Origin of the sequence: Xenorhabdus bakwenae, assembly GCF_030272115.1 — a bacterium.
Taxonomy (GTDB): Bacteria; Pseudomonadota; Gammaproteobacteria; order Enterobacterales; family Enterobacteriaceae; genus Xenorhabdus; species Xenorhabdus bakwenae.
The window spans coordinates 3,039,374-3,059,630 of sequence record NZ_CP119194.1 but is presented as its reverse complement, the minus strand read 5'-3'; the positions used below and the strand labels follow the sequence as shown (position 1 = coordinate 3,059,630).

14 protein-coding genes and 2 pseudogenes are annotated in these 20,257 nt (G+C 44.3%); 11 read left to right on the top strand and 5 right to left on the bottom strand.

Going from position 1 to position 20,257, the window contains the following annotated elements:
• The 4 genes and pseudogenes from PXH59_RS15360 to PXH59_RS15345 all read left to right on the top strand — a co-directional run bounded on the left by PXH59_RS15360 (nucleotide 1) and on the right by PXH59_RS15345 (nucleotide 5,660).
• Nucleotides 1-2,436, top strand: a complete 2,436-nt coding sequence (locus tag PXH59_RS15360; RefSeq protein WP_285809038.1) for an acyl-CoA reductase — start codon at nucleotides 1-3, stop codon at nucleotides 2,434-2,436.
• 15 nt (nucleotides 2,437-2,451) lie between these two features.
• The gene (locus tag PXH59_RS15355; RefSeq protein ID WP_047766366.1) at nucleotides 2,452-3,696 is read left to right on the top strand and encodes a phenylacetate--CoA ligase family protein; all 1,245 of its coding nucleotides are present in this window, start codon (nucleotides 2,452-2,454) and stop codon (nucleotides 3,694-3,696) included.
• 11 nt (nucleotides 3,697-3,707) lie between these two features.
• Nucleotides 3,708-4,634 carry a GNAT family N-acetyltransferase gene (locus PXH59_RS15350; RefSeq protein WP_285809037.1) on the top strand — a complete coding sequence of 309 codons (927 nt, stop codon included), beginning with the start codon at nucleotides 3,708-3,710 and terminating at the stop codon, nucleotides 4,632-4,634.
• Nucleotides 4,635-4,963: 329 nt separating this feature from the next.
• Nucleotides 4,964-5,660 (top strand): annotated as a pseudogene (locus PXH59_RS15345) (pirin family protein).
• A 67-nt stretch (nucleotides 5,661-5,727) separates the two neighbouring features.
• Here the strand turns inward: PXH59_RS15345 and pckA are convergent.
• The 4 genes and pseudogenes from pckA to PXH59_RS15325 all read right to left on the bottom strand — a co-directional run bounded on the left by pckA (nucleotide 5,728) and on the right by PXH59_RS15325 (nucleotide 10,996).
• Nucleotides 5,728-7,348: pseudogene (pckA, locus tag PXH59_RS15340) on the bottom strand (phosphoenolpyruvate carboxykinase (ATP)).
• 187 nt (nucleotides 7,349-7,535) lie between these two features.
• A complete protein-coding gene (hslO, locus tag PXH59_RS15335) occupies nucleotides 7,536-8,408 on the bottom strand; it encodes an Hsp33 family molecular chaperone HslO (protein ID WP_047766362.1) in 873 nt (290 codons plus the stop codon).
• A gap of 97 nt (nucleotides 8,409-8,505) precedes the next feature.
• Complete coding sequence (gene hslR, locus PXH59_RS15330) at nucleotides 8,506-8,910, bottom strand: ribosome-associated heat shock protein Hsp15 (RefSeq protein ID WP_285809036.1); 405 nt, start codon at nucleotides 8,908-8,910, stop codon at nucleotides 8,506-8,508.
• Nucleotides 8,891-10,996, bottom strand: coding sequence for an IgaA/UmoB family intracellular growth attenuator (locus tag PXH59_RS15325; protein WP_285809035.1), 2,106 nt, complete (start codon nucleotides 10,994-10,996; stop codon nucleotides 8,891-8,893). The genes hslR and PXH59_RS15325 overlap by 20 nt, the downstream gene beginning before the upstream one ends.
• Nucleotides 10,997-11,355: 359 nt before the next feature.
• Here PXH59_RS15325 and nudE point away from each other — a divergent pair, with 359 nt between their 5' ends.
• A complete protein-coding gene (gene nudE / locus PXH59_RS15320) occupies nucleotides 11,356-11,907 on the top strand; it encodes an ADP compounds hydrolase NudE (protein ID WP_285809034.1) in 552 nt (183 codons plus the stop codon).
• Between the two features lie 329 nt (nucleotides 11,908-12,236).
• Here nudE and mrcA read toward each other — a convergent pair whose 3' ends face one another.
• On the bottom strand, nucleotides 12,237-14,771 hold the full coding sequence (gene mrcA, locus PXH59_RS15315) for a peptidoglycan glycosyltransferase/peptidoglycan DD-transpeptidase MrcA (protein ID WP_285809033.1): 2,535 nt from the start codon (nucleotides 14,769-14,771) through the stop codon (nucleotides 12,237-12,239).
• A gap of 194 nt (nucleotides 14,772-14,965) precedes the next feature.
• On the opposite strand from mrcA, the gene pilM reads away from it, so the two are divergent.
• The 6 genes from pilM to aroB all read left to right on the top strand — a co-directional run bounded on the left by pilM (nucleotide 14,966) and on the right by aroB (nucleotide 20,069).
• The gene (gene pilM, locus PXH59_RS15310; RefSeq protein ID WP_285809032.1) at nucleotides 14,966-15,814 is read left to right on the top strand and encodes a type IV pilus biogenesis protein PilM; all 849 of its coding nucleotides are present in this window, start codon (nucleotides 14,966-14,968) and stop codon (nucleotides 15,812-15,814) included.
• A complete protein-coding gene (locus PXH59_RS15305) occupies nucleotides 15,814-16,362 on the top strand; it encodes a PilN domain-containing protein (RefSeq protein ID WP_285811796.1) in 549 nt (182 codons plus the stop codon). Before pilM ends, PXH59_RS15305 begins: the two co-directional genes overlap by 1 nt.
• On the top strand, nucleotides 16,352-16,906 hold the full coding sequence (locus PXH59_RS15300) for a hypothetical protein (RefSeq protein WP_047766355.1): 555 nt from the start codon (nucleotides 16,352-16,354) through the stop codon (nucleotides 16,904-16,906). The genes PXH59_RS15305 and PXH59_RS15300 overlap by 11 nt, the downstream gene beginning before the upstream one ends.
• Nucleotides 16,903-17,961 (top strand): secretin GspD/PilQ domain-containing protein, encoded by a 1,059-nt coding sequence (locus tag PXH59_RS15295; RefSeq protein ID WP_285809031.1) that lies wholly within the window; start codon nucleotides 16,903-16,905, stop codon nucleotides 17,959-17,961. Before PXH59_RS15300 ends, PXH59_RS15295 begins: the two co-directional genes overlap by 4 nt.
• A 443-nt stretch (nucleotides 17,962-18,404) precedes the next feature.
• On the top strand, nucleotides 18,405-18,926 hold the full coding sequence (gene aroK / locus PXH59_RS15290) for a shikimate kinase AroK (RefSeq protein WP_038237472.1): 522 nt from the start codon (nucleotides 18,405-18,407) through the stop codon (nucleotides 18,924-18,926).
• 45 nt (nucleotides 18,927-18,971) lie between these two features.
• Nucleotides 18,972-20,069 carry a 3-dehydroquinate synthase gene (aroB, locus tag PXH59_RS15285; protein WP_285809030.1) on the top strand — a complete coding sequence of 366 codons (1,098 nt, stop codon included), beginning with the start codon at nucleotides 18,972-18,974 and terminating at the stop codon, nucleotides 20,067-20,069.
• Nucleotides 20,070-20,257: the final 188 nt, after the last annotated feature.

The window sequence follows — 20,257 nt, the reverse complement described above, 5'->3', positions numbered from 1 at the left end:
ATGTCTTCCGTAAATACTGTTTCTGTAAAAACCATGAATAATCCGATTTCTTCAAAACAATTGGCAGAACAAAAAATCGCGCAATTACGTGAGCGTTTACCTGATCTTCTGGCACGTCCCCATACTTCTGAGCAAGTTCTGGATTGCGCACAACGCTTTGCCGAATATCTTGTCAATCTGAGTGAACATCCCTTGTTTGATGCTCAGACACAGAGATCGCTTATCGCTTTTTGCCAACGTGAAGCGCTGGAAGCCAAACTGGAGCGGGAACTGGGGCAAAATGCTTTTTCACTGCGTCGATTCGATTATAACCAGAACCGATATGAGACCTGGAAACCATTAGGCTTGGTCGTCCATATTACGCCTTCCAATGCTGAACTTTTGCCCTTTATGGCCGTCATAGAGAGTTTGCTGGTGGGGAATATTAACTGGTTACGTCCAAGCAGCAGCGATAACGGGTTTAGTGCTCAACTGCTGGCAGAATTTTTATCCCAGGATATTTCAGGTGATTTAGTTGATCGGGTCGCAGTATTGCCTGTGCCCGTAACACAATTGACAGAGTTGTTCAGTCAGGCGGATGCGGTTTCTGCCTGGGGCAGCGATTCTTCCCTGACCTCCATTCGTGCTCAACTCCCCCCCGGTTGCCGCTGGATAGATTGGGGGCACCGTATCAGCATTGCCTGGTTAAGCCCTGACGCCGCCGATGATACCCAATTGGATGCATTAGCTGATGATATCTGTCGTTATGACCAACAAGCCTGTTCCAGCCCGCAATGTTTGCTGGTCGATAGCGATGAACCTGAGGTTTTACACCATATCGGGCAACGAATGGCGGCCGCTTTACAACGCCGTACCGGATTGCATCCAGCCCTGAAACCGGATATTCAGGAAGCAGCTGAAATTACGACGCAAACGGCTTTCCAACAACTCGATTTTGCGTTTACACAGGTTCGCGGTGAAATATGGCAAGCCGACGGCTGGCGAGTGATATGGCGACACGAAAAAGAATTAGCCGCATCTCCTTTGTTCCGCACATTGCAGATACGCCCTGCACCCCGTCAGCATTTGTGTTCTATTTTGCTGCCCTGGCGTCACTATCTACAAAGCTGTGCTTTGATTACCCGTCAAGCGCATATCACCGAAATGAGTCATACCCTGTTTGCTGCGGGCGTCAGCCGAATCACACCGGCGGGACAGATGCATGATGGTTATAGTGGTGAACCACACGATGGCGTCTACGCACTATCGCGCCTTACCAAGCGGGTCTCTGTCAGCCTTGCGCCTGATTTAATGGCAGGTTGTGCCCATCTTGATGTCCCTCCACCACGTCCACGCGGATTAGAAAATCTGCCTGTCATGAATAAGGCAGATTTTCAGGCGCGGGTTCCTAACGATAAGGCACGCCTGTTTTTCCGCAGTGGTGGCAGCAGTGGTACGCCTAAGTTGGCGGCTTATAGCTACCATGATTACCACAGGCAGATGCAGGCCGCAGCCGATGGAGTATTCGCCTCAGGGCTTGAACCTGCAACCGATCGCGTCATGAACCTGTTGTATGGCGGGAAGTTATACGGTGGCATGATGAGCTTCTTCACCATCCTGGATAAATTGGGCGTGGCACAATATCCAATGGGTGGCCCTACTGATAATGATTTTAGTGAAATCGCTGATTTTATCGTACACCAACGCATTAATACGCTGGTGGGTATGCCAAGCACGATACATCGGCTATTTCTAAATGAAGAAACCAAACTACGTCAATATGGCGGTATTCGTAAGCTATTACTGGGGGGCGAACCCCTCAATATAAACCAGCGAAATTTCCTGACCAATTTTGGCGTTACCCTGATACGTTCAACAATTTACGGTTCAGTCGATGCGGGGCCAATGGGTCATGCGTGCGCAGCCAGCGAGGATGGCGTTTTCCATTTAATGGCTGATACTCAATGGCTGGAAATTCTCAATATAGAGAATGATCAACCCGTGGCAGAGGGTGAAACAGGTCGTCTGATATTCACTTCCCGCCACCGTGAAGCCCAACCCGTCCAACGCTACAATTTAGGCGATCTCGGCTGCTGGATTAATCAACCTTGTTGTTGTGGCCTGACTTCACCACGTTTCCGACTTAAAGAGCGCCACGGTTCCCTGTTACGTATAGGCAGTATTTTTTTCAATCTTGCTGATTTGTCTGAACAATTGGCATTACCCGTGCAATGGATAATCAACCATAACAATAATGGCGTTGATAGCATTCAGCTATTGGTTGAACATACCGATCCCCTCACTGTGCACCAAAATTTATTAAAAGATCCCAAAATTGCCGAAGTTGTTGAAGGAAACCTGCTGAATTTAGATGTTATTTCCATGTCAAGTACTGAGTTTCACCGCAATGAACATAGTGGGAAAACACCATTATTCATCGACTTGCGTAAATATTAATTGAGTAAAATTAAGATGATGACCAAAACGACATTGACTGATTTGCTCCATCATACACGCGAGCATTCTGCTTATTACCGAGAACTCTATCAGTCCATTCCCGACAATTGGGTTTTGGAAGATTTACCTCTCGTGGAGCCTAACCATTATTGGGCACATTCAAATGACTTACCGGCATGGCCGGTGCTGACTGCCCCGCTGGAAGGCGGTCATGTGTTTAAAACAGGTGGCTCAACCAGCGAAGGGCGTTTATCGGTTTTCAGTCAACAAGAATGGAAAGCCTTCATTTATTCCTTTGGTCAAGGCATTGCCCGCCAATTAAAAGCCGGGGATCGGGTGGCTAACCTGTTTTTTGCTGGCGATCTTTATACCAGCTTTATATTTATCCACGGCGCATTATCGAATTCACCAATCCCGATATTGGAATTTCCTTTCACCTGTAAGGTTGAGGATGAATTACTGATTAACAATATCCGCCTTCACAACATTAATGTGCTGGCCGGCGTCCCGGTGCAGTTAATCCGTTTAGCTCACTATCTGAAAGAGATGGAACAAACATTGCCAATGGTGGAGACCATTCTTTACGGGGGCGAAAGCATATTTGATTCACAGCTCACGATGATAAGACAAGCATTTCCTTGCGCCCGTTTAGGCTCCATCGGTTGTGCCAGTGTCGATGCGGGTTTGATTGGCTTTGCTGATCCCGATTGTAAACAGGGAGAGCATCGCGTATTTTCTGACGAAACGATTATCGAAATTGTCGATGAAATCACTCACCAGCCCATTACTGTGCCAGGGAAACGTGGCTTATTAGTTGTTACTAACCTGCAACGACAACTTATGCCTGTGATCCGCTATCCTACTGGTGATATGGCTTGCTGGTGCGAGCCAGAACAGCCAAGCCGTAAATTTGCCCTGCAAGGACGTGCTAATCAAGGCTATCGTATACGATTTGGCACCCTATCGTTATTCCCTGACGACTTAACGACACAGTTATCACAACAAACAGAGCTTTTGGCCTGGCAATTGGAGCTAAGCCAGAAAGAAGGACAAGATCAAATTCGGTTGTTGGTAGCAAGTCTGCAAACTGTAGATATCGACAGAATACGCCATCGGGTTATGGCCGCATTTCCGGGTTTAGAAGAAGCTTGTATACACCAGAATATGCTGGAGATCGTGCAAACCAATATTGATAGCATGTCTACGCACCCACGATCAGGAAAATTGCAGCGAGTTGTGGATCTACGTCGTTATAGCTAAGGTTGAAATCAATGACTATCTTACAATCCACTCTTCAAATCCGCAGCTATCAGCCAGGAGATGATAAAAAGATCAGCCAATTATTCCGTGAGGTTTACGGCGATTCGTATGTCTATCCTGACATTTATCTACCAAAGCTCATCAATGACTACCAGTCTACAGGGCAATGGTATTCTGCCCTGGCATTCCATCAAGGCCTGCTCATCGGTCATGCGTCTCTGGTTAAAGATACGGTACAGAAAAATCAGGCAGAGCTGGCACTTATTGCGGTGTGTTCCGATTTTCAAGGTCATGGTGTGGCTAAGTCTCTGGGCAATTATTTATGCGGCTATGCGAAAGAGCAAGGCTATAATTTATTGACGATGAAACAGGTATGTTCACACCCTAAAAGCCAGTACATCGCCCAAAATTTGGGGTTTTATTCTACGGCGCTGATGCTGGATTATGTTGATTCGCCATTTGGTTTGCCAGAACCCGAAAGTATCATTCAGGGTATTTTGCCGTTTAAATCATTGCCATTACCTAAGCTGAACTGGCCCCGACCCTGGCAAGGCTGGGTCACTCAAATCAGCCAATATGTTGGCGAATCATCCCAAAGTGAACCATCAGTGTATCGGCACTCTATTCTTTCTGAGCCTATTACCATCAAAAAATCGGGTAGACGTTTGGAAATCACACTATACAAAGTTCAGGCTGACTTTTTATCGGAGGTCATCGATCTTCCCTCTGGACAATTAATCTATTTGAAACTGCCTGCATGTGAAGAAGCGCTGAAGTTGTACTCATTGCTGAAAAAAGGCGGGTTTCGCTTCGCCGGGCTTTGCCCGGACACACATGATGGATGGTTTTTGCTGTGGCTACGAGGCTACCAATTAACGCCCTATCAATTTCATGATATGGGTACTCAACATCTCTATCAGATGGAATTGGAGGGGTAACCATACAACTGATATGTGTCAAAAATCGCATTTTAAACAGTATCTCAAATTTAAAATTTGCTTAAAAAAAACACTTTACAAATGATATTGAGAACGATTATCATTATTAGCACTTTCAGTGCACCACCTTCAGGGTCCATGTGAAAGTACGACATTGCTCACATTGCTTCCAGTGTTTACTTTTATAAGCCAACTTTATGTTGGCTTTTTTTTTCGTCTTGTCATTGCCTTATTTTTATTCAAATATTTTGAAATTTAAGGTTAAATTTCCCGTCTTTTCTATTTCATTCCTTCAACTAGACTACAAAAAAAATTTGAGGGATTTTGTAATGATCTACTTACGCCAAGCTTCAGAACGGGGTCATGCCAATCACGGTTGGCTGGACAGTTGGCATACTTTTTCATTCGCCAACTATTATGATGCCAATTTCATGGGATTTTCTGCACTCAGGGTCATTAATGAAGATGTGATTGACGCGGGTCAGGGATTCGGCATCGCATCCTCACAAGGATATGGAAATATTGACCTATGTGCTGTCTGGAACGGTGGAACATCAAGACAGTATGGGTAACAAAGGGCAAGTGTCTGAGGGAGAGTTCCAGATTATGAGTGCAGGGACAGGCATCCGCCACTCAGAATATAACCCACAGCATGATAGCCAACTGCATCTCTACCAGATCTGGATCATACCGGAAAAAACAGGACTCACTCCCCGTTATGAACAACACCGTTTTGATACTACAGAAGGTCGCCAATTAATTCTCTCTCCTGATGCCCGTGCTGGCTCCCTGAAAGTTTTTCAGGATATGACATTATGGCGTTGGGCATTAAAAAATGGCGAAGAGGGTGAATATAACATGGAGAAAACACGAAATGTCTGGATCCAGGTGGTTCGTGGTGAAGTGATAATCAATGGAACCCGGGCTACCACCAGCGATGGTATTGCTATTTGGGATGAATCCCAACTTCGGCTAACTGCAAATCAAGAAAGTGAGATCCTACTGTTTGACTTACCCTCCAATTGATGTTGAATATTGAAAAAGAACTCTACCCAACTGAATAGAGTTCTTTCATAGAAAACTTAAAATTACACTACAGCTTAGGGCCTGCTTTTACCAATGCAGCACCCGCAGCCGTATCAGTATATTTGTCAAAATTATCGATAAAACGCTCGGCCAGATCTTTTGCCTTCACATCCCATTCAGATTTATCGGCATAGGTATTGCGTGGATCCAAAATGTGGGTATCTACACCCGGCAATGTCGTTGGTATGGCCAAATCAAAAATCGGCAATTGAAGGGTATCCGCATCTTCAATGTCACCATTGAGGATCGCATCAATAATGGCACGGGTATCTTTGATGGAGATACGTTTACCCGTGCCATTCCAGCCAGTATTGACCAGATAAGCTTTCGCGCCCGATAACTGCATACGCTTAACCAGAACTTCCGCATATTGTGTCGGATGCAGTGACAAGAACGCCGCTCCAAAGCAAGCAGAGAAAGTAGGTGTTGGTTCTGTCACACCACGTTCTGTTCCTGCCAATTTTGCCGTGAAGCCAGACAGAAAATGATATTGGGTTTGTTCTGGGGTTAAGCGGGAAACCGGAGGCAATACACCGAAAGCATCTGCGGTCAGGAAAATAACCTTGGTCGCATGCCCTGCTTTTGAGCTTGGTTTAACGATATTTTCAATATGGTAAATCGGATAAGAAACACGGGTATTTTCTGTTTTGGAGCCATCATTGAAATCAACCGTACCATCCGCCAGTACAGTGACATTTTCCAACAGGGCATCACGGCGAATGGCGTGATAAATATCCGGTTCAGCTTCTTTGGATAAATGGATGGTTTTCGCGTAGCAACCACCTTCAAAGTTAAACACGCCGTCATCGTCCCAGCCATGTTCATCATCACCGATTAACTTACGTTTCGGATCAGTGGAAAGCGTGGTTTTCCCTGTTCCAGAAAGACCGAAGAAAATAGCGACATCTCCCGCTTCACCCACGTTGGCGGAACAGTGCATCGAGGCAATACCTTTTAGTGGTAACAGGTAGTTCATCATTGAGAACATCCCTTTTTTCATTTCACCACCGTACCAAGTCCCCCCCGATTAACTGCATACGCTCGGTCAGGTTAAAAGCAACAAAGTTTTCAGAATTCAGCCCCTGCTCTTTCCATTGTGGGTTGGTGCATTTAGCACCGTTCATCACAATAAAATCAGGTGTGAAATCAACTAATTCTTCGTCTGACGGGCGGATAAACATATTTTTCACAAAATGGGCCTGCCACGCCACTTCAGTAATAAAACGCACTTTCAGGCGCGTATCCGTATTGGCTCCACAAAAAGCATCAATCACAAACAAACGTTTGCCTGAAAGCTGCTGAGTAACCAAACCTTTTAGATGAGACCAGGTTTCCTGACTGAGCGGTTTATTATCGTTCTTGCCTTTGCCCTGATCAGCCCACCATACTGTGTCGTGGGTAACATCATCACGAACAATATATTTATCTTTCGGAGAACGCCCCGTGAAAATACCTGTGTCTACTGCGACAGCACCGAGGTTAGTCAATATGCCACGCTCGTACCCTTGTAGCGTGGGTTGAGTTTCTTCAGAGAATAACAGTTCATAATTTGGGTTATAAACAATTTCACTAACACCGTGAATACCATAAACCGCAAGTTCCTGCTCAGTAATGCCTGTAACGCTCATTTGTTGCTCCTGGTCGGTTATACTTTATCTCTGTAGGGGATAATAAATAATTATGACTAATTAACAGCGATTGTTATCAAAAAATTGAAATCACATTACTTTTTTTAAGCTTATATGAGACACAGAACACGGAATGGCTGAATCATTCGTAATAAAAAGGGCGTATATAACGCCCTATGATACCTAATTAGTGCAACCGCTCTGTTTTTGCCGCTTTTATTGCGTTGATATCTTTTTCGTCGAAAACATAATGCATGCCGCAAAATTCACATTGCATGTCAATTTTGCCATCGTTGTGCAAAATTTCCTGTAGATCGGCTTCCGATAATGTCACCAGGGTATCAGCACAACGTTGCTGGGAGCAGGTGCAACGGAATTCCACTTGCTGAGGTTCATATAGCGTGACATCTTCTTCATGATAAAGGCGATGCAAAATCTCTTTCGCATCCAGCGTAAACAACTCTTCTCCCTTAATGGTTGCAGTCAGTTGCACCAAGTGGTCAAGCATGTCTTCGCTACTTTCCTGCGCCCCGGGCAAGATTTGCAATAACATGCCACCGGCTGCTATTTTTCCATCCTGCATCCCTGTACGGATAAACAGACGCGTTGGTAACTGCTCTGACTGTTTGAAATACGCATCCAGGCACTCTGCCAGCGTATTGCCTTCCAACGCCACAACGCCCTGATAACGCTCACCTTCTGTTGGTGTCACCGTGATGACCATATAACCATTGCCGATCATATCGCGCAGGCTACTTGCGGCATTCACTTCACCATCAATGCGAGCCGTGCCACGCATCTGTTGTCGGTTGTTACCATTAATCACCGCCAGTTTGACCGGCCCATCCCCCTGGATCTGTACCGTGATATCCCCGCTGAATTTCAAGGTAGCGGTTAACAGGCTGGTTGCGACCAACAATTCACCCAATAGCTGCTGTATCGGTTGAGGGAAATGATGATTTTCCAGCATCCGTTGGTAAGTTTCACTAACGGAAACAAGTTCCCCCCTGACAGAGTGGCTTGCAAATAAAAAGCGGTGTAATTGGTCATGCTTGGTCATAAATCTCTCTCATTTCACTGAAACGGTTGTCTCCTTCGTCTTTCAAGTTGCCTGTTTTTATTAGGTGCAGCTTAAAATCGATTAAGTATCTTCCGACTCATGATAGTTTTGCGTTCTTGAATTTTATTAGTGTGCGCCGTTCTTTTTTGTCTGGACGGCGATCGGGATGCGGCATCGTGAGCGCATTCATTTTACGCGCTAATGCCGTTTTTTCCCGATTGATAATGCTCTCTGCCGTTTCCTGATAAAGTTGCTGGGCTTCGGTAGCACTCCGTCTGTGACTGCACAATGCCAAGATGATCACCGTTTTTTCATCGTTTCCCTGACGCAGTTTAATCTCTGCATTCAACTCAACCAGTTTACTCGGCTTACTCCGTTGCCCATTATAATGGACTTTTCCCCCTTCAATCATTTCACGTGCGATGGAACGGGTTTTATAAAAACGGGCAGCCCACAGCCATTTATCAAGGCGAACAACCTGATCAGTGTCTGAATTCTGCATGGATATTTCTCTCATTAAAACAGTTATTATAGTATTGGGTGATTTGTTGAGGACGTCGTCGGTTCTTCTGCTTTTTCTTGATAATCAATATGACGTTGATGATCAACGTTACCAGCAAAATCGCCAGCAGCAGACAACTTCCCAGATAACGAATAATCGACGTGGAATCGGGTTCACGATGCAGCATGATATGGCGAGTCCCATTCGGATCTTCTGACAATTTTGTCACAATCCCCTCGGTTTCAAATGGTGTCTTCATCAACAGTTCTAAAAGCCCCTGTAATTCCCGCCACCGATCTAACGCTGAGTGTTCGTATATGTAGTGTGTTCGCATCGGGTATTCAACTAAAGTTTTTCCCTCATCACTCAGCAATAAAACGCCTCCCGGAGATGGGCTGTTTATAAGAATGATCATTCTATCGATCTCGCGATAGATAAATGATGCAGTAGTTGAATCAACCAGTTTTTCCAACGCATCGGCACTGACAGAACGCAGCAATACCTTAGTTCCGTCCAGCTTGCCGCTATCTGCGGCTTTTAACAACTTGTCCCAACTTTTGGCATTTCCCAAATTGACCAATGCATTTTTCAAACGGTCACAATCAGCATCGTTTTGGCACAACTTTTGTGTTTTCAAAATGATTTGTGAAAAATTGTCGAGCAAGGCCATGCCCGATTTGGCAATGGCTGCATTCAGGCCAGGATTACTTTTACGTTCAACTGGATGTAATTGCTCACTAACCGCTGTAATCAGTGCTGAAGCACTTTCGACAACGTCAGATTCCAGCATAGGTAATGGAATTTCACTATTCCAATAGATACCCACACAATCAAATGGGGCGAATATTGTAATATTCGCTTCGGGCATGATATTGGGGGGAACATAGCACATCCCAACACCTTTGACCTTTAATACATCCCCTTCCTTCAACGACATATTTTGTAGCTCATGAAAGCGGGTAATGACCTTGGTATTACTACCATATAACCAGGCAAAACTAAGCTGCATGGATAAGTTCACCGGCTGGTAAAAGTAAAGCAACAGCATGACAAATACAGAGAAAGCCACCAACATCACATTCTTTCTACTACGCTGATAAGGGTAGTGCTTCTCTTCTTCATGCAAAGAGAGATAGCGCCCCTGCCGCACAACATGGCAGTTGGTATAAATGTCAATATCGGTATTCTGATCAAGATCATGAAAAATATAAGGCTCCCAATGTACGGGATAAACCAGATCAATGCCGCCCAGAGAGATATTCTTTCTTTGCTCCGGCTCAAATTCGCTAAATATTCCCCATCGTTTCGGAATGCCATTGAAACAATGGATATCGGCTAATTTTCGACCGGATGGCAATCGAAAATGTGACCAAAAACTGCCCAGAAGAAACAAAAACGCCACCAGCATTAACCACGGCAACATCGGAATGGGTACAAAAAGAGCCACAAACCACAGCGATAAACCAACACACATCAGGATGCTTCCCTGAATGCCCGTTGGTTTTCGCAAACGATATTCTTCTAACGTCTCCTTGCGGATATACAGTAATTTAGCACTCGAATTGCCATTTTTTTGAATGGAGGCATGTTCGGTTTTTGCCATTACTCGCGTGATGAGCAAATCTTGCTGATAATCTTGCAAAAAGTGACCATTAACCGCGATGACTAGCGGTATTGATGAAGTTCGAACAATCTCAATCGTATTCTGCTGCTTGATAAATGGCTCAAACAACACAGGCAGATGTATTTCTGTTTCACCAAGATAATAGCGCCAATAGTGCTCTCCATCCGTTGCAGCAGAAAAACGGCTAATAGGATGTGTGATGGTATAGACATCAGCATGTTTAACAGGTAGTACCGGATGATCAGCCCTGTGTCTACTATTCGGTTTCATCAGAAGACGGGCATTTCGCAAGTAAGATTCTATAGCTTGGTATTCATCAGTACCCAGTTTACGGCTGGCAGTTTTAGTCATTGACTGTAGATAACACGCGTTACCAAGCCGCCTCCATCTGAAAATCAGAAAGGAAGCCATTATAATCAGGCTAATGATAAAAATAGCCAATATAATGACCAATAAGCTCATTTTTTCCCCATGCTCATAACCGCAGTACAGAGATCAGCAGAATAACAACCTCATGGAACACCCAGAATCAGGTTATTCCTATTCTTCTCTTCTATTTTTAATTTTATTTACAAAAGGTTATATAATTTTCCTCATACCTTTCCATAAACTAACGTCTTTTTGCAAGAGTGAGTAAGATAGCAACAAAAATACATTCAAGCGATAATCGCTATCATTTACTAACATAATCCGCCATATTAAAGCAAAGCTTGAATGCATAACCATTTCATCACAACACTTTAAAAATACAGTAATATTTAAGTTACTTGGCGCATTATTATTTTCAATTATCCGGTATATGACAGCCATCAGGGGCGAGCATGATTGATCTAAAAAAACCTAAGATACTGAATATAAATGACGTTGCTCATTCTCGTTTATTCAATATTCAATCAGTTGATCTTGAGTTCAGCAATGGTGTAAAACGTGTTTATGAACGAATGAAACCCGCAAATCGTGAAGCGGTTCTAATTATTCCAATTATCGGGGATGAATTAATTCTGATTCACGAATATGCCGTTGGCATCGAACAATATGAATTAGGTTTTCCAAAAGGGGCCATTGATGCTGGCGAAAGTATTTTGGAAGCCGCCAATCGTGAATTGAAGGAAGAAATTGGTTTTGGTGCAGGAAAACTGGAGTTGTTGACGAAATTGACGATGGCACCGTCCTACTTTTCCAGCAAGATGAATATCATGATTGCTCATGATCTTTATCCAGAATGTCTGAAAGGCGATGAACCCGAACCACTCGTGCAGAAACGCTGGCCAATCTCTGACATGATGTCACTATTGGAGCATCCCGATTTCAATGAAGCCAGAAATGTCAGCGCCCTATTTTTTGCTCAACGATACCTGCAAGCAAAAAAATAATAGGAAACATTAATTAATGCATTCTTTAAAAACGGGTATGCAATTGATATCCCAATACCAATTTTATACTCGTTTTAAGTGAAATACGGAGATAAAGAACAAACACCTAAACAGAGTAAGGTTTAATTTGATGCGTGTAATAATTTTAATAATATTTATGAAAAATAACTCAGCTTATTAAAAATAATAAATAAACAAATTAACTACACCTTCAAAATTAATTCGCATCATAATCATATCTTCCCCAGTAAATAACAAAAGGCCTCGCCAGTTCCCCGGCAAGGCCTTTTTATCTTCCATTTCCGTTATGTTGGTTACAGACAGATCAATCAGAATAATTCACGGCTTTCACCATTTTCAGTGACTGTCGTACCCACATCGGGTACAGCATATTCCGTCGGCTGAGTGCCATCAATGAAATATTCTTTACGGGTATTACTGCCACCATTAGCTAACTTGCCCGTTGCCCGATCAATTGTGACAGAAACAATGCCGGCAGGGGGTTCCATGGCTTTATCTGGAACGTCTGCCAACGCCACTTTCATAAAATCATCCCAAATTGGTTGAGCCGTTTTCGCGCCACCTTCCCCTTTTAATACCGGAGTACGTCCCAAACTTCGGCTATGTTCATCAAAGCCAATCCAGGCTGTTGCCACCCTATCCGGGCCATAACCAGAGAACCACGCATCTTTTGAGCTGTTGGTTGTCCCGGTTTTGCCACCAATATCACGGCGCTTCAAATCACGGGCAGCACGCCAGCCCGTTCCCATCCAACCCGGCTCACCAAAGATATTCGTCTTTAAGGCATCATGAATAAGGAACGCCAGCGGTGTACTGATCACGTGAGGGGCATACTGTTGATCATCCACATTAACATTTCCCGATACGCTCTCTAACTCCGGTTGAGGCAGTAAATCTGGATTTTGCGGAACCTCAGAATGCGCCACGTTCTCAATGGAATCTTCAGATAATTCGATAGAACGTGCTGTTTCACCATAAATCACCGGAATGTTTTCACATTGAGGACAAGCAATTTTAGGTTTCGCTTCAAACAGGACTTTTCCTTCATCATTTTCAATTTTGCTGATGAAGTAAGGATCAACCAGGTAACCACCGTTTGCCATCACGGCATAACCGCGTACTAACTGTAGCGGAGTAAATGAAGGGGAACCCAGAGCCAAAGATTCTGTGCGTACAACGTTTTCACCCGGTAAGCCAAAGCGCTTCAAGTAATCCGCAGCATAATCAACCCCCATCGCACGCATGGCTCGAACCATCACTACGTTTTTGGATTGTCCCAACCCCTGACGCAAACGAATTGGCCCATCGTAATTCGGTGGTGAGTTTTTCGGACGCCAATCCGTCCCGGCTCCGGCATCCCAACGGCTGATTGGCGCATCATTCATCAATGAAGCCAACGTCAACCCTTTGTCCATTGCGGCGGTATACAGGAATGGCTTGATATTGGAACCGACCTGACGCAACGATTGTGTCACACGGTTAAATTTACTCAATTCAAAATCAAATCCACCGACCAACGCTTCTATTGCACCATTCATCGGATTGATGGAAACCAGCGCTGCATTAACTTCGGGAAGTTGAGCCAACCACCAAGTATCATTGACTTTTCTGATCCAAATTTGTTCGCCTGCCCGAATAACTTCATTGACACTATGTGGTACAGCACCTTGTAAGCTGTCGGTTTTAAATGGACGTGCCCAGCGCACGCCTGCCATTGTCAACTCAACGTTGTTGCCATCCACCCGCATCACTTGTGCCTGGTTAGCGCTGGATTTCGTCACAATGGCTGGCACCAGAGGGCCATATTTAGGTAAGGTTTTCAGCTTATCGATAATCTGCGTTTGGCTCCATGCCGGTTGATTGGCTTTCCATAACACTTCTTGAGGGCCTCGGTAACCGTGACGGACATCATAGTCAATCACATTGGAACGAACCGCGTTCACAGCCGCTAACTGGGATTTACGCGTGATCGTGGTATAGACCTTATAACCCTCTGTATAGGCATTTTCTTCACCATATCGATTGATCATTTCCTGACGAGCCATTTCAGTCAGATAAGACGCAGAAAAAACAATTTGTGGAGCGTGATAACGGGCAACCAATTTTTCTTCTCTGGCTTCCTCATACTGACGCCGGGTGATATATCCCTCTTCCAGCATCCTGCCCAGTACCACATTGCGGCGACTGATCGCGCGATCATAAGAATAAAGTGGGTTAAATGTTGAAGGTGCTTTCGGCAAACCGGCAATCATCGCCATCTCACTTAATGTCAACTCGTTGACGTTTTTACCAAAATAAACATGAGCCGCAGCGCCAACACCATAAGCACGATAGCCGAGATAGATCTTGTTGAGATACAACTCCAGGATTTCATCCTTAGTTAATAATTGCTCGATCTTAATCGCCAAAAATGCCTCTTTCGCTTTACGTATCAATGTCTTCTCTCGGCTAAGAAAAAAGTTTCTCGCAAGCTGCTGAGTGATGGTACTCGCCCCTTGGGAAGCATGACCGGAAGTGATTACCACAGAAACAGCGCGGATAACCCCGATGGGATCAACACCGTGGTGTTCATAAAAACGGTTATCTTCCGTGGCAATAAAGGCTTTCTCCATTAGGGGAGGTATTTCTGACAAGGTAAGGGGTAAACGGCGTTTTTCACCATATTGGGCTATTAATTCGCCATCAGCACTGAACACCTGCATCGGTGTTTGTAACCGGACATCCTTTAGTGTCGCAACATCAGGAAGCTGTGGCTCGATATATTTGTACAAACCAAAAATCGAGACAACTCCCAATAAAATGCAAACAACAATAAGGATCAAAAAATACTTTATGAACTTCACCTGAAATTTCTCACGCCATGTTAATCGGGCAGTTTATAAACGATCAGTACGTAGTATAAAAGACTTAGTATAAAGGAATTAGTATAAGGGCTGTACAACACTATAGATATCACCTTTACCAATCCCCTTTTCATGTCTCATTAGGTTTTCATTAATTTGATGTTTTCGTTGATAGTAGATAAGGAGATCTCTCTATGTATCCACCTAAATGGTATATCGGATTGGATATCCAGGATCATTACATTCGTGCTCTTGCCGCTATTAAACGCCGTGACGGTTGGCAACTTCGGCATTGCTGGCAATATCACTTATCCAGCGAGATTATTTCAGGAGGGCGGCTACAAGATCCTGAAAAATTACGTCACATTTTAATGCAATGGCGAAAAATATTACCTAAGAATCTTAGCCTAAGATTAGCCCTCCCTGTTCAGCAAACCTTACAGCGCCAGATCGCCTTGCCTGACCATACTGCCTTGCAGGAGCCGGAACTCGGCTGGTTTGTGCACGCCAATGCTGAAAAACAATTTCCTGCCAGTGACCTGGCGTTGGATTATCGTGTTCATGGTCAGCAGATTTGCATTAGTGCAACCCGTCAAAAAGATCTCAACCGCTGGCTGAATTTATTCGCGGAGATCAATTTATCCCTTGATGCTATTGATATTGCCCCCTGTGCATTGCGTTATGTCGCCAAATTTGCGGGAGTGCCTGACGCCAGTTGGCTGCTTCACAAACGTATAACAAACTGGCTATGGGTAGCTCCTGCCAACCGACCTTTCGGTTATGGCCTGATATCTTCACAACCGGATTCCCATCTGGCGCAGATCATCAACCAGCTCCCCATCACGTCAGAAACAGAAGATTATGCAATTTATTACAGCGATGAAGAGCAATCGACATCAGTAAAAGCGATATCAGTATCAACAAAATCAGCCAATATTTGGCAACTCTTAATGGCGTTCCGTCATTATCATCCCCCGCTGCCAGATAAAACGAATGCGTTCATTATTGCCGCAGGTTTAGCGCTCAGGCCGAGTGATCAGTGATGTATCAAGTCAATTTCTTACCTTGGCGGCAAAATAGGCTGAAACGCCAGTGCCAAATATGGGGAGTACTACTTTGCTTACAACTTACGTTGTGGACAGCTGTATTCGTGTTTATTTCTACGCTACAAACAAACCAGATTAGACAATATCGCGGACAATTAACGGAAATGACTCACTCATTGGCTCAATTACAACAAACTATCAGCGCAACAGACCACGCCGTGCAACAGCACCAACAATTGTCACAACGATTACGGAAAAAACGCATATTCATGGAACAGAATCAACGTTATTTACAACTCTTTCGTCAACTCCCCAATGTGTTACCAGAGAACAGTTGGCTGACTGCATTTAGTGACGACAGTGGACAATTAATTTTTACTGCCCGCAGTCAAAACTATACCGATATCTCCAATTTGTTGGATAACCTGACTGACGATACTTCGCTTATCAATGTGCAGCTAAAGAAAATGACCACGACAGAAGATCATTTCAAGGTTTTTACCATTGATGCCAATTGGTTGACGGGAGAGTCCGATGAGAAATAATTATCTTGAATGGTTTTATCGGCCTGTCTGGCAACAGCTTGTCTTGCAACAATTGCTCATCATCTCACTGCTGTTAGGGTTCTACTTTTTAGTCTGGCAGAAAAATCGGTATGAAATTCATACCCTCCAGAGCAATATTAAGCAGCAGCAACACAATGTGGTGCTATCCCGGCAGAAGCTTGCTGAGCTGCCATCTCTGCCTGAAACGCAACAGCAGATCCAGCATATGGCCACAAGCCTTACCCCAGACGGCCATCTTTCATCCTCAAAAAATAATACGACCATACTCAAACGACTGCATATACCACTAACCCACTCCGGTAGTCAGCTAATGGAATGGCAAATCCACAAAGAAAACGAACACGTTTTCTGGCATATCATGCTGTCGCTAAATTACGGCCAATTTCTCCATTTCTTGAATGAAATTCAAAAATTGCAGCCCCCGTTATTAATTAAGCACATCACAATTACACCTGCCGATGATAACCTAACGGTTCACATGGTTTTTTCAGACACCGCTTTTTCAGATAAGGAGAAATCATGAACCGCCATCCTTTGATTCTCCTAATCTGTCTCTTATTTCCCCTATTCGGTTTTACCGGAGAAGAACCCAATTCTGAAATGCCAATAAGAGATCCGTTCCAGCCTCCAATAATAGAGAATGCAACTGACTTTTCTCCGGCAGAGCAAGATGGGCAAGAACAAGAGATCGAATATCAGGCTATTACTTTGCAATACGCCGATGCAGGACAAGTGGCAGAACAATTACAGCAAAATCATCCTGCGCTACTGACAAAATGGGGAAAAGTTGAACATGATCCCTTAACCAACAGTCTGATCCTGGAAGATAAATTTGATGCCATTACTCGTATTAAAAACTGGCTGAAAGAAGTCGATACCCCACAGCAACAAGTACAGATCACTGCCCATATTGTTACCAGCAGTCAGGAAGCCCTGCATGAATTGGGGATCCACTGGGGAATAAACGCCGATCCGCATAATCAATCAATAGGCTTAAACCGCTTAAATCTGCATCAACCCGCAGGCAACCAGCGCCATCGGTTGGTACTGAATACCGCCCGCATTCATGCAAACTTACTCGAGCTGGAACTCAGTGCACTAGAGCAGGAAAACCAGCTTGATATCATTGCCAGCCCACGACTAACCGCTTCACACCAGCAAACAGCCAGTATCAAGCAAGGTTCTGATATTCCCTATATTGTTCAGGACAAGGACAAAACTACCGTTCAATTTAAAGAGGCGGTATTGGGCATGGAAGTTACGCCCCATATTTTAAGGCAGGGAAAAATCCGGCTCGCGCTGAAAATTAGTCAGAATGCCCCCGGTTTTCCCATCAACCAAGGCGGAAATGAAAATTTGTCCATCGATAAACAAGAGATAATAACCCACGTTACAATTAAAAATGGGGAGACCTTGATTCTCGGAGGGATCTTTCAACAGAAAAAAACCGCAAGTTTACAAAAAGTTCCTTATTTATCAGATCTTCCCCTATTGGGGGCATTATTTAACCAAAAAGGAGAGCAACATAGCCGCCGGGAACTCGTCATTTTTATCACGCCTCAACTGACCGATATTTAACCAATGAAAAATATAATATAAAAATCAATCAATTAATAACGTAATTGTGTTTTTTCTGTCAAAACACCTACCGTTTTTCTTGGTCTGGCCTGTTTATGGATTTGACGCTGAGAGTAATTTAGCATACAAGGATTAACTAATTGAGTGAGCAGATCTAATATCGCAAGCAAGAGCTTATACCCAATAGATGGCAAATTGCAGCAAAACAGCAAGTTGTAGGATGGAAGGTAGATACAATAGGCTCTCAATTGGCCAGCAAAAGCATGAACCCGATGTTTGAGTTCGTGCGAAATTTATATAGTTGCAATACAGGCTGATGTGCTGAGATAATTTTCATATCTGATCTCACATTATCACTCATGAGGTTTCAGTTTAGGTCCCGTGGCTAATCTGATTGGCGGGGCGGGTTATCATTAACAAACAGTCTTAGTAATACCAAAAACATGGCAGAGAAACGCAATATCTTTCTGGTTGGGCCTATGGGTGCCGGCAAAAGCACTATTGGTCGTCAGTTAGCTCAGCAACTCAATATGGAGTTTTACGACTCTGATCAAGAAATTGAGCGACGTACCGGAGCTGACGTGGGCTGGGTATTTGATGTGGAAGGCGAAGAAGGCTTCCGCGATCGCGAAGAAAAAATAATAAACGAACTGACTGAAAAACAAGGCATCGTATTGGCTACTGGAGGGGGTTCTGTTAAATCAAAAGAAACCCGCAATCGCCTGTCTGCCCGTGGTGTGGTCGTCTATTTAGAAACAACCATCGAAAAACAGTTGGCTCGTACCCAGCGCGATAAAAAACGCCCTTTACTTCAAGTTGATGCACCAGCACGCGAAGTTTTAGAGAATTTGGCTGATGAGCGCAATCCTCTTTATGAGGAAATTGCTGACGTGACTATTCGCACAGATGAGCAAAGCGCCAAAGTCGTCGCTAACCAAATCATTGAACTACTGGAAAAAAACTGATTATAGCGAGTCCGCACAGCGGCAAACGATAAGGCGAAAGCTGATATGGAACAAGTGACTGTTACGTTAGGTGAAAGAAGCTATCCAATTACCATAGCCGAAGGGCTATTTTCTGACAGTGAGGCATTCAAGCCCCTGCAAGCGGGTCAACAGGTCATGATAGTGACCAATGAGACGCTTGCTCCCCTGTATCTCGAACAGGTGAAATCCACATTGCAGAGAATGGATCTTCGGGTAAATGAAGTTATCTTGCCTGACGGTGAACAGCACAAATCACTTTTTGTGCTCAATGACATTTTTTCCGCCTTGCTGGAAAAGAATCATGGCCGTGACACAACGCTTATCGCCCTTGGTGGTGGTGTAATCGGTGATATGACGGGGTTTGCCGCAGCTAGCTATCAACGCGGTGTTCGTTTTATCCAAGTACCCACCACATTGCTCTCTCAGGTTGACTCTTCCGTCGGTGGAAAAACAGGAGTCAACCACCCCCTCGGCAAAAACATGATAGGCGCTTTCTACCAGCCCGCTTCGGTTATTGTCGATCTCAATTGCCTGAAAACATTACCGGCTCAAGAGTTACATTCAGGTCTGGCTGAAGTGATTAAATACGGCATTATTCTGGATGGCGAATTCTTTCGCTGGCTTGAAGAGAATATTGAGAAATTACTGGCTCTCGACAGTCAGGTAATGGCTTATTGCATCCGTCGTTGCTGCGAACTCAAAGCGTTGGTTGTTGCGGCTGATGAACAAGAACGCAGTGGAATGCGGGCACTGTTAAACCTCGGTCATACCTTTGGACATGCGATTGAGGCTGAAATGGGTTATGGCGTCTGGCTGCATGGTCATGCTGTTGCGGCGGGTATGGTGATGGCGGCCAGAGCATCTGAACTTGTCGGCACCTTCTCAAAACAGGACACCCAACGGATCATCCGCTTGCTGGAACGAGCAGAATTACCTGTCAATGGCCCTGAAGCAATGTCCCCTGATGCCTATCTACCTCATATGATGCGTGACAAAAAAGTTTCTGCCGGAAAACTGCATCTGGTACTGCCAACCGCGATTGGGGAAGCAAAACTTCGTTCTGATATTGGGAAAGAAGTTATATTGGATGCCGTTCGTCTATCTCAGCCATCCCCTCGTTAGATACTTGATACTCTCTAATTAATCCCAACTTATTGCTCTGGCAGTGAATTTTACTGCCAGGCTGAAATTGGGAAGATGAAGGGAATTTCTGGATATGGCAAAATTTGCGCTGATAATAAAAGCTGAATGATGAATTATCCTCTAGCTGTTATGCTATACAATAGCTAGATTATCAAATAAAGCATCAT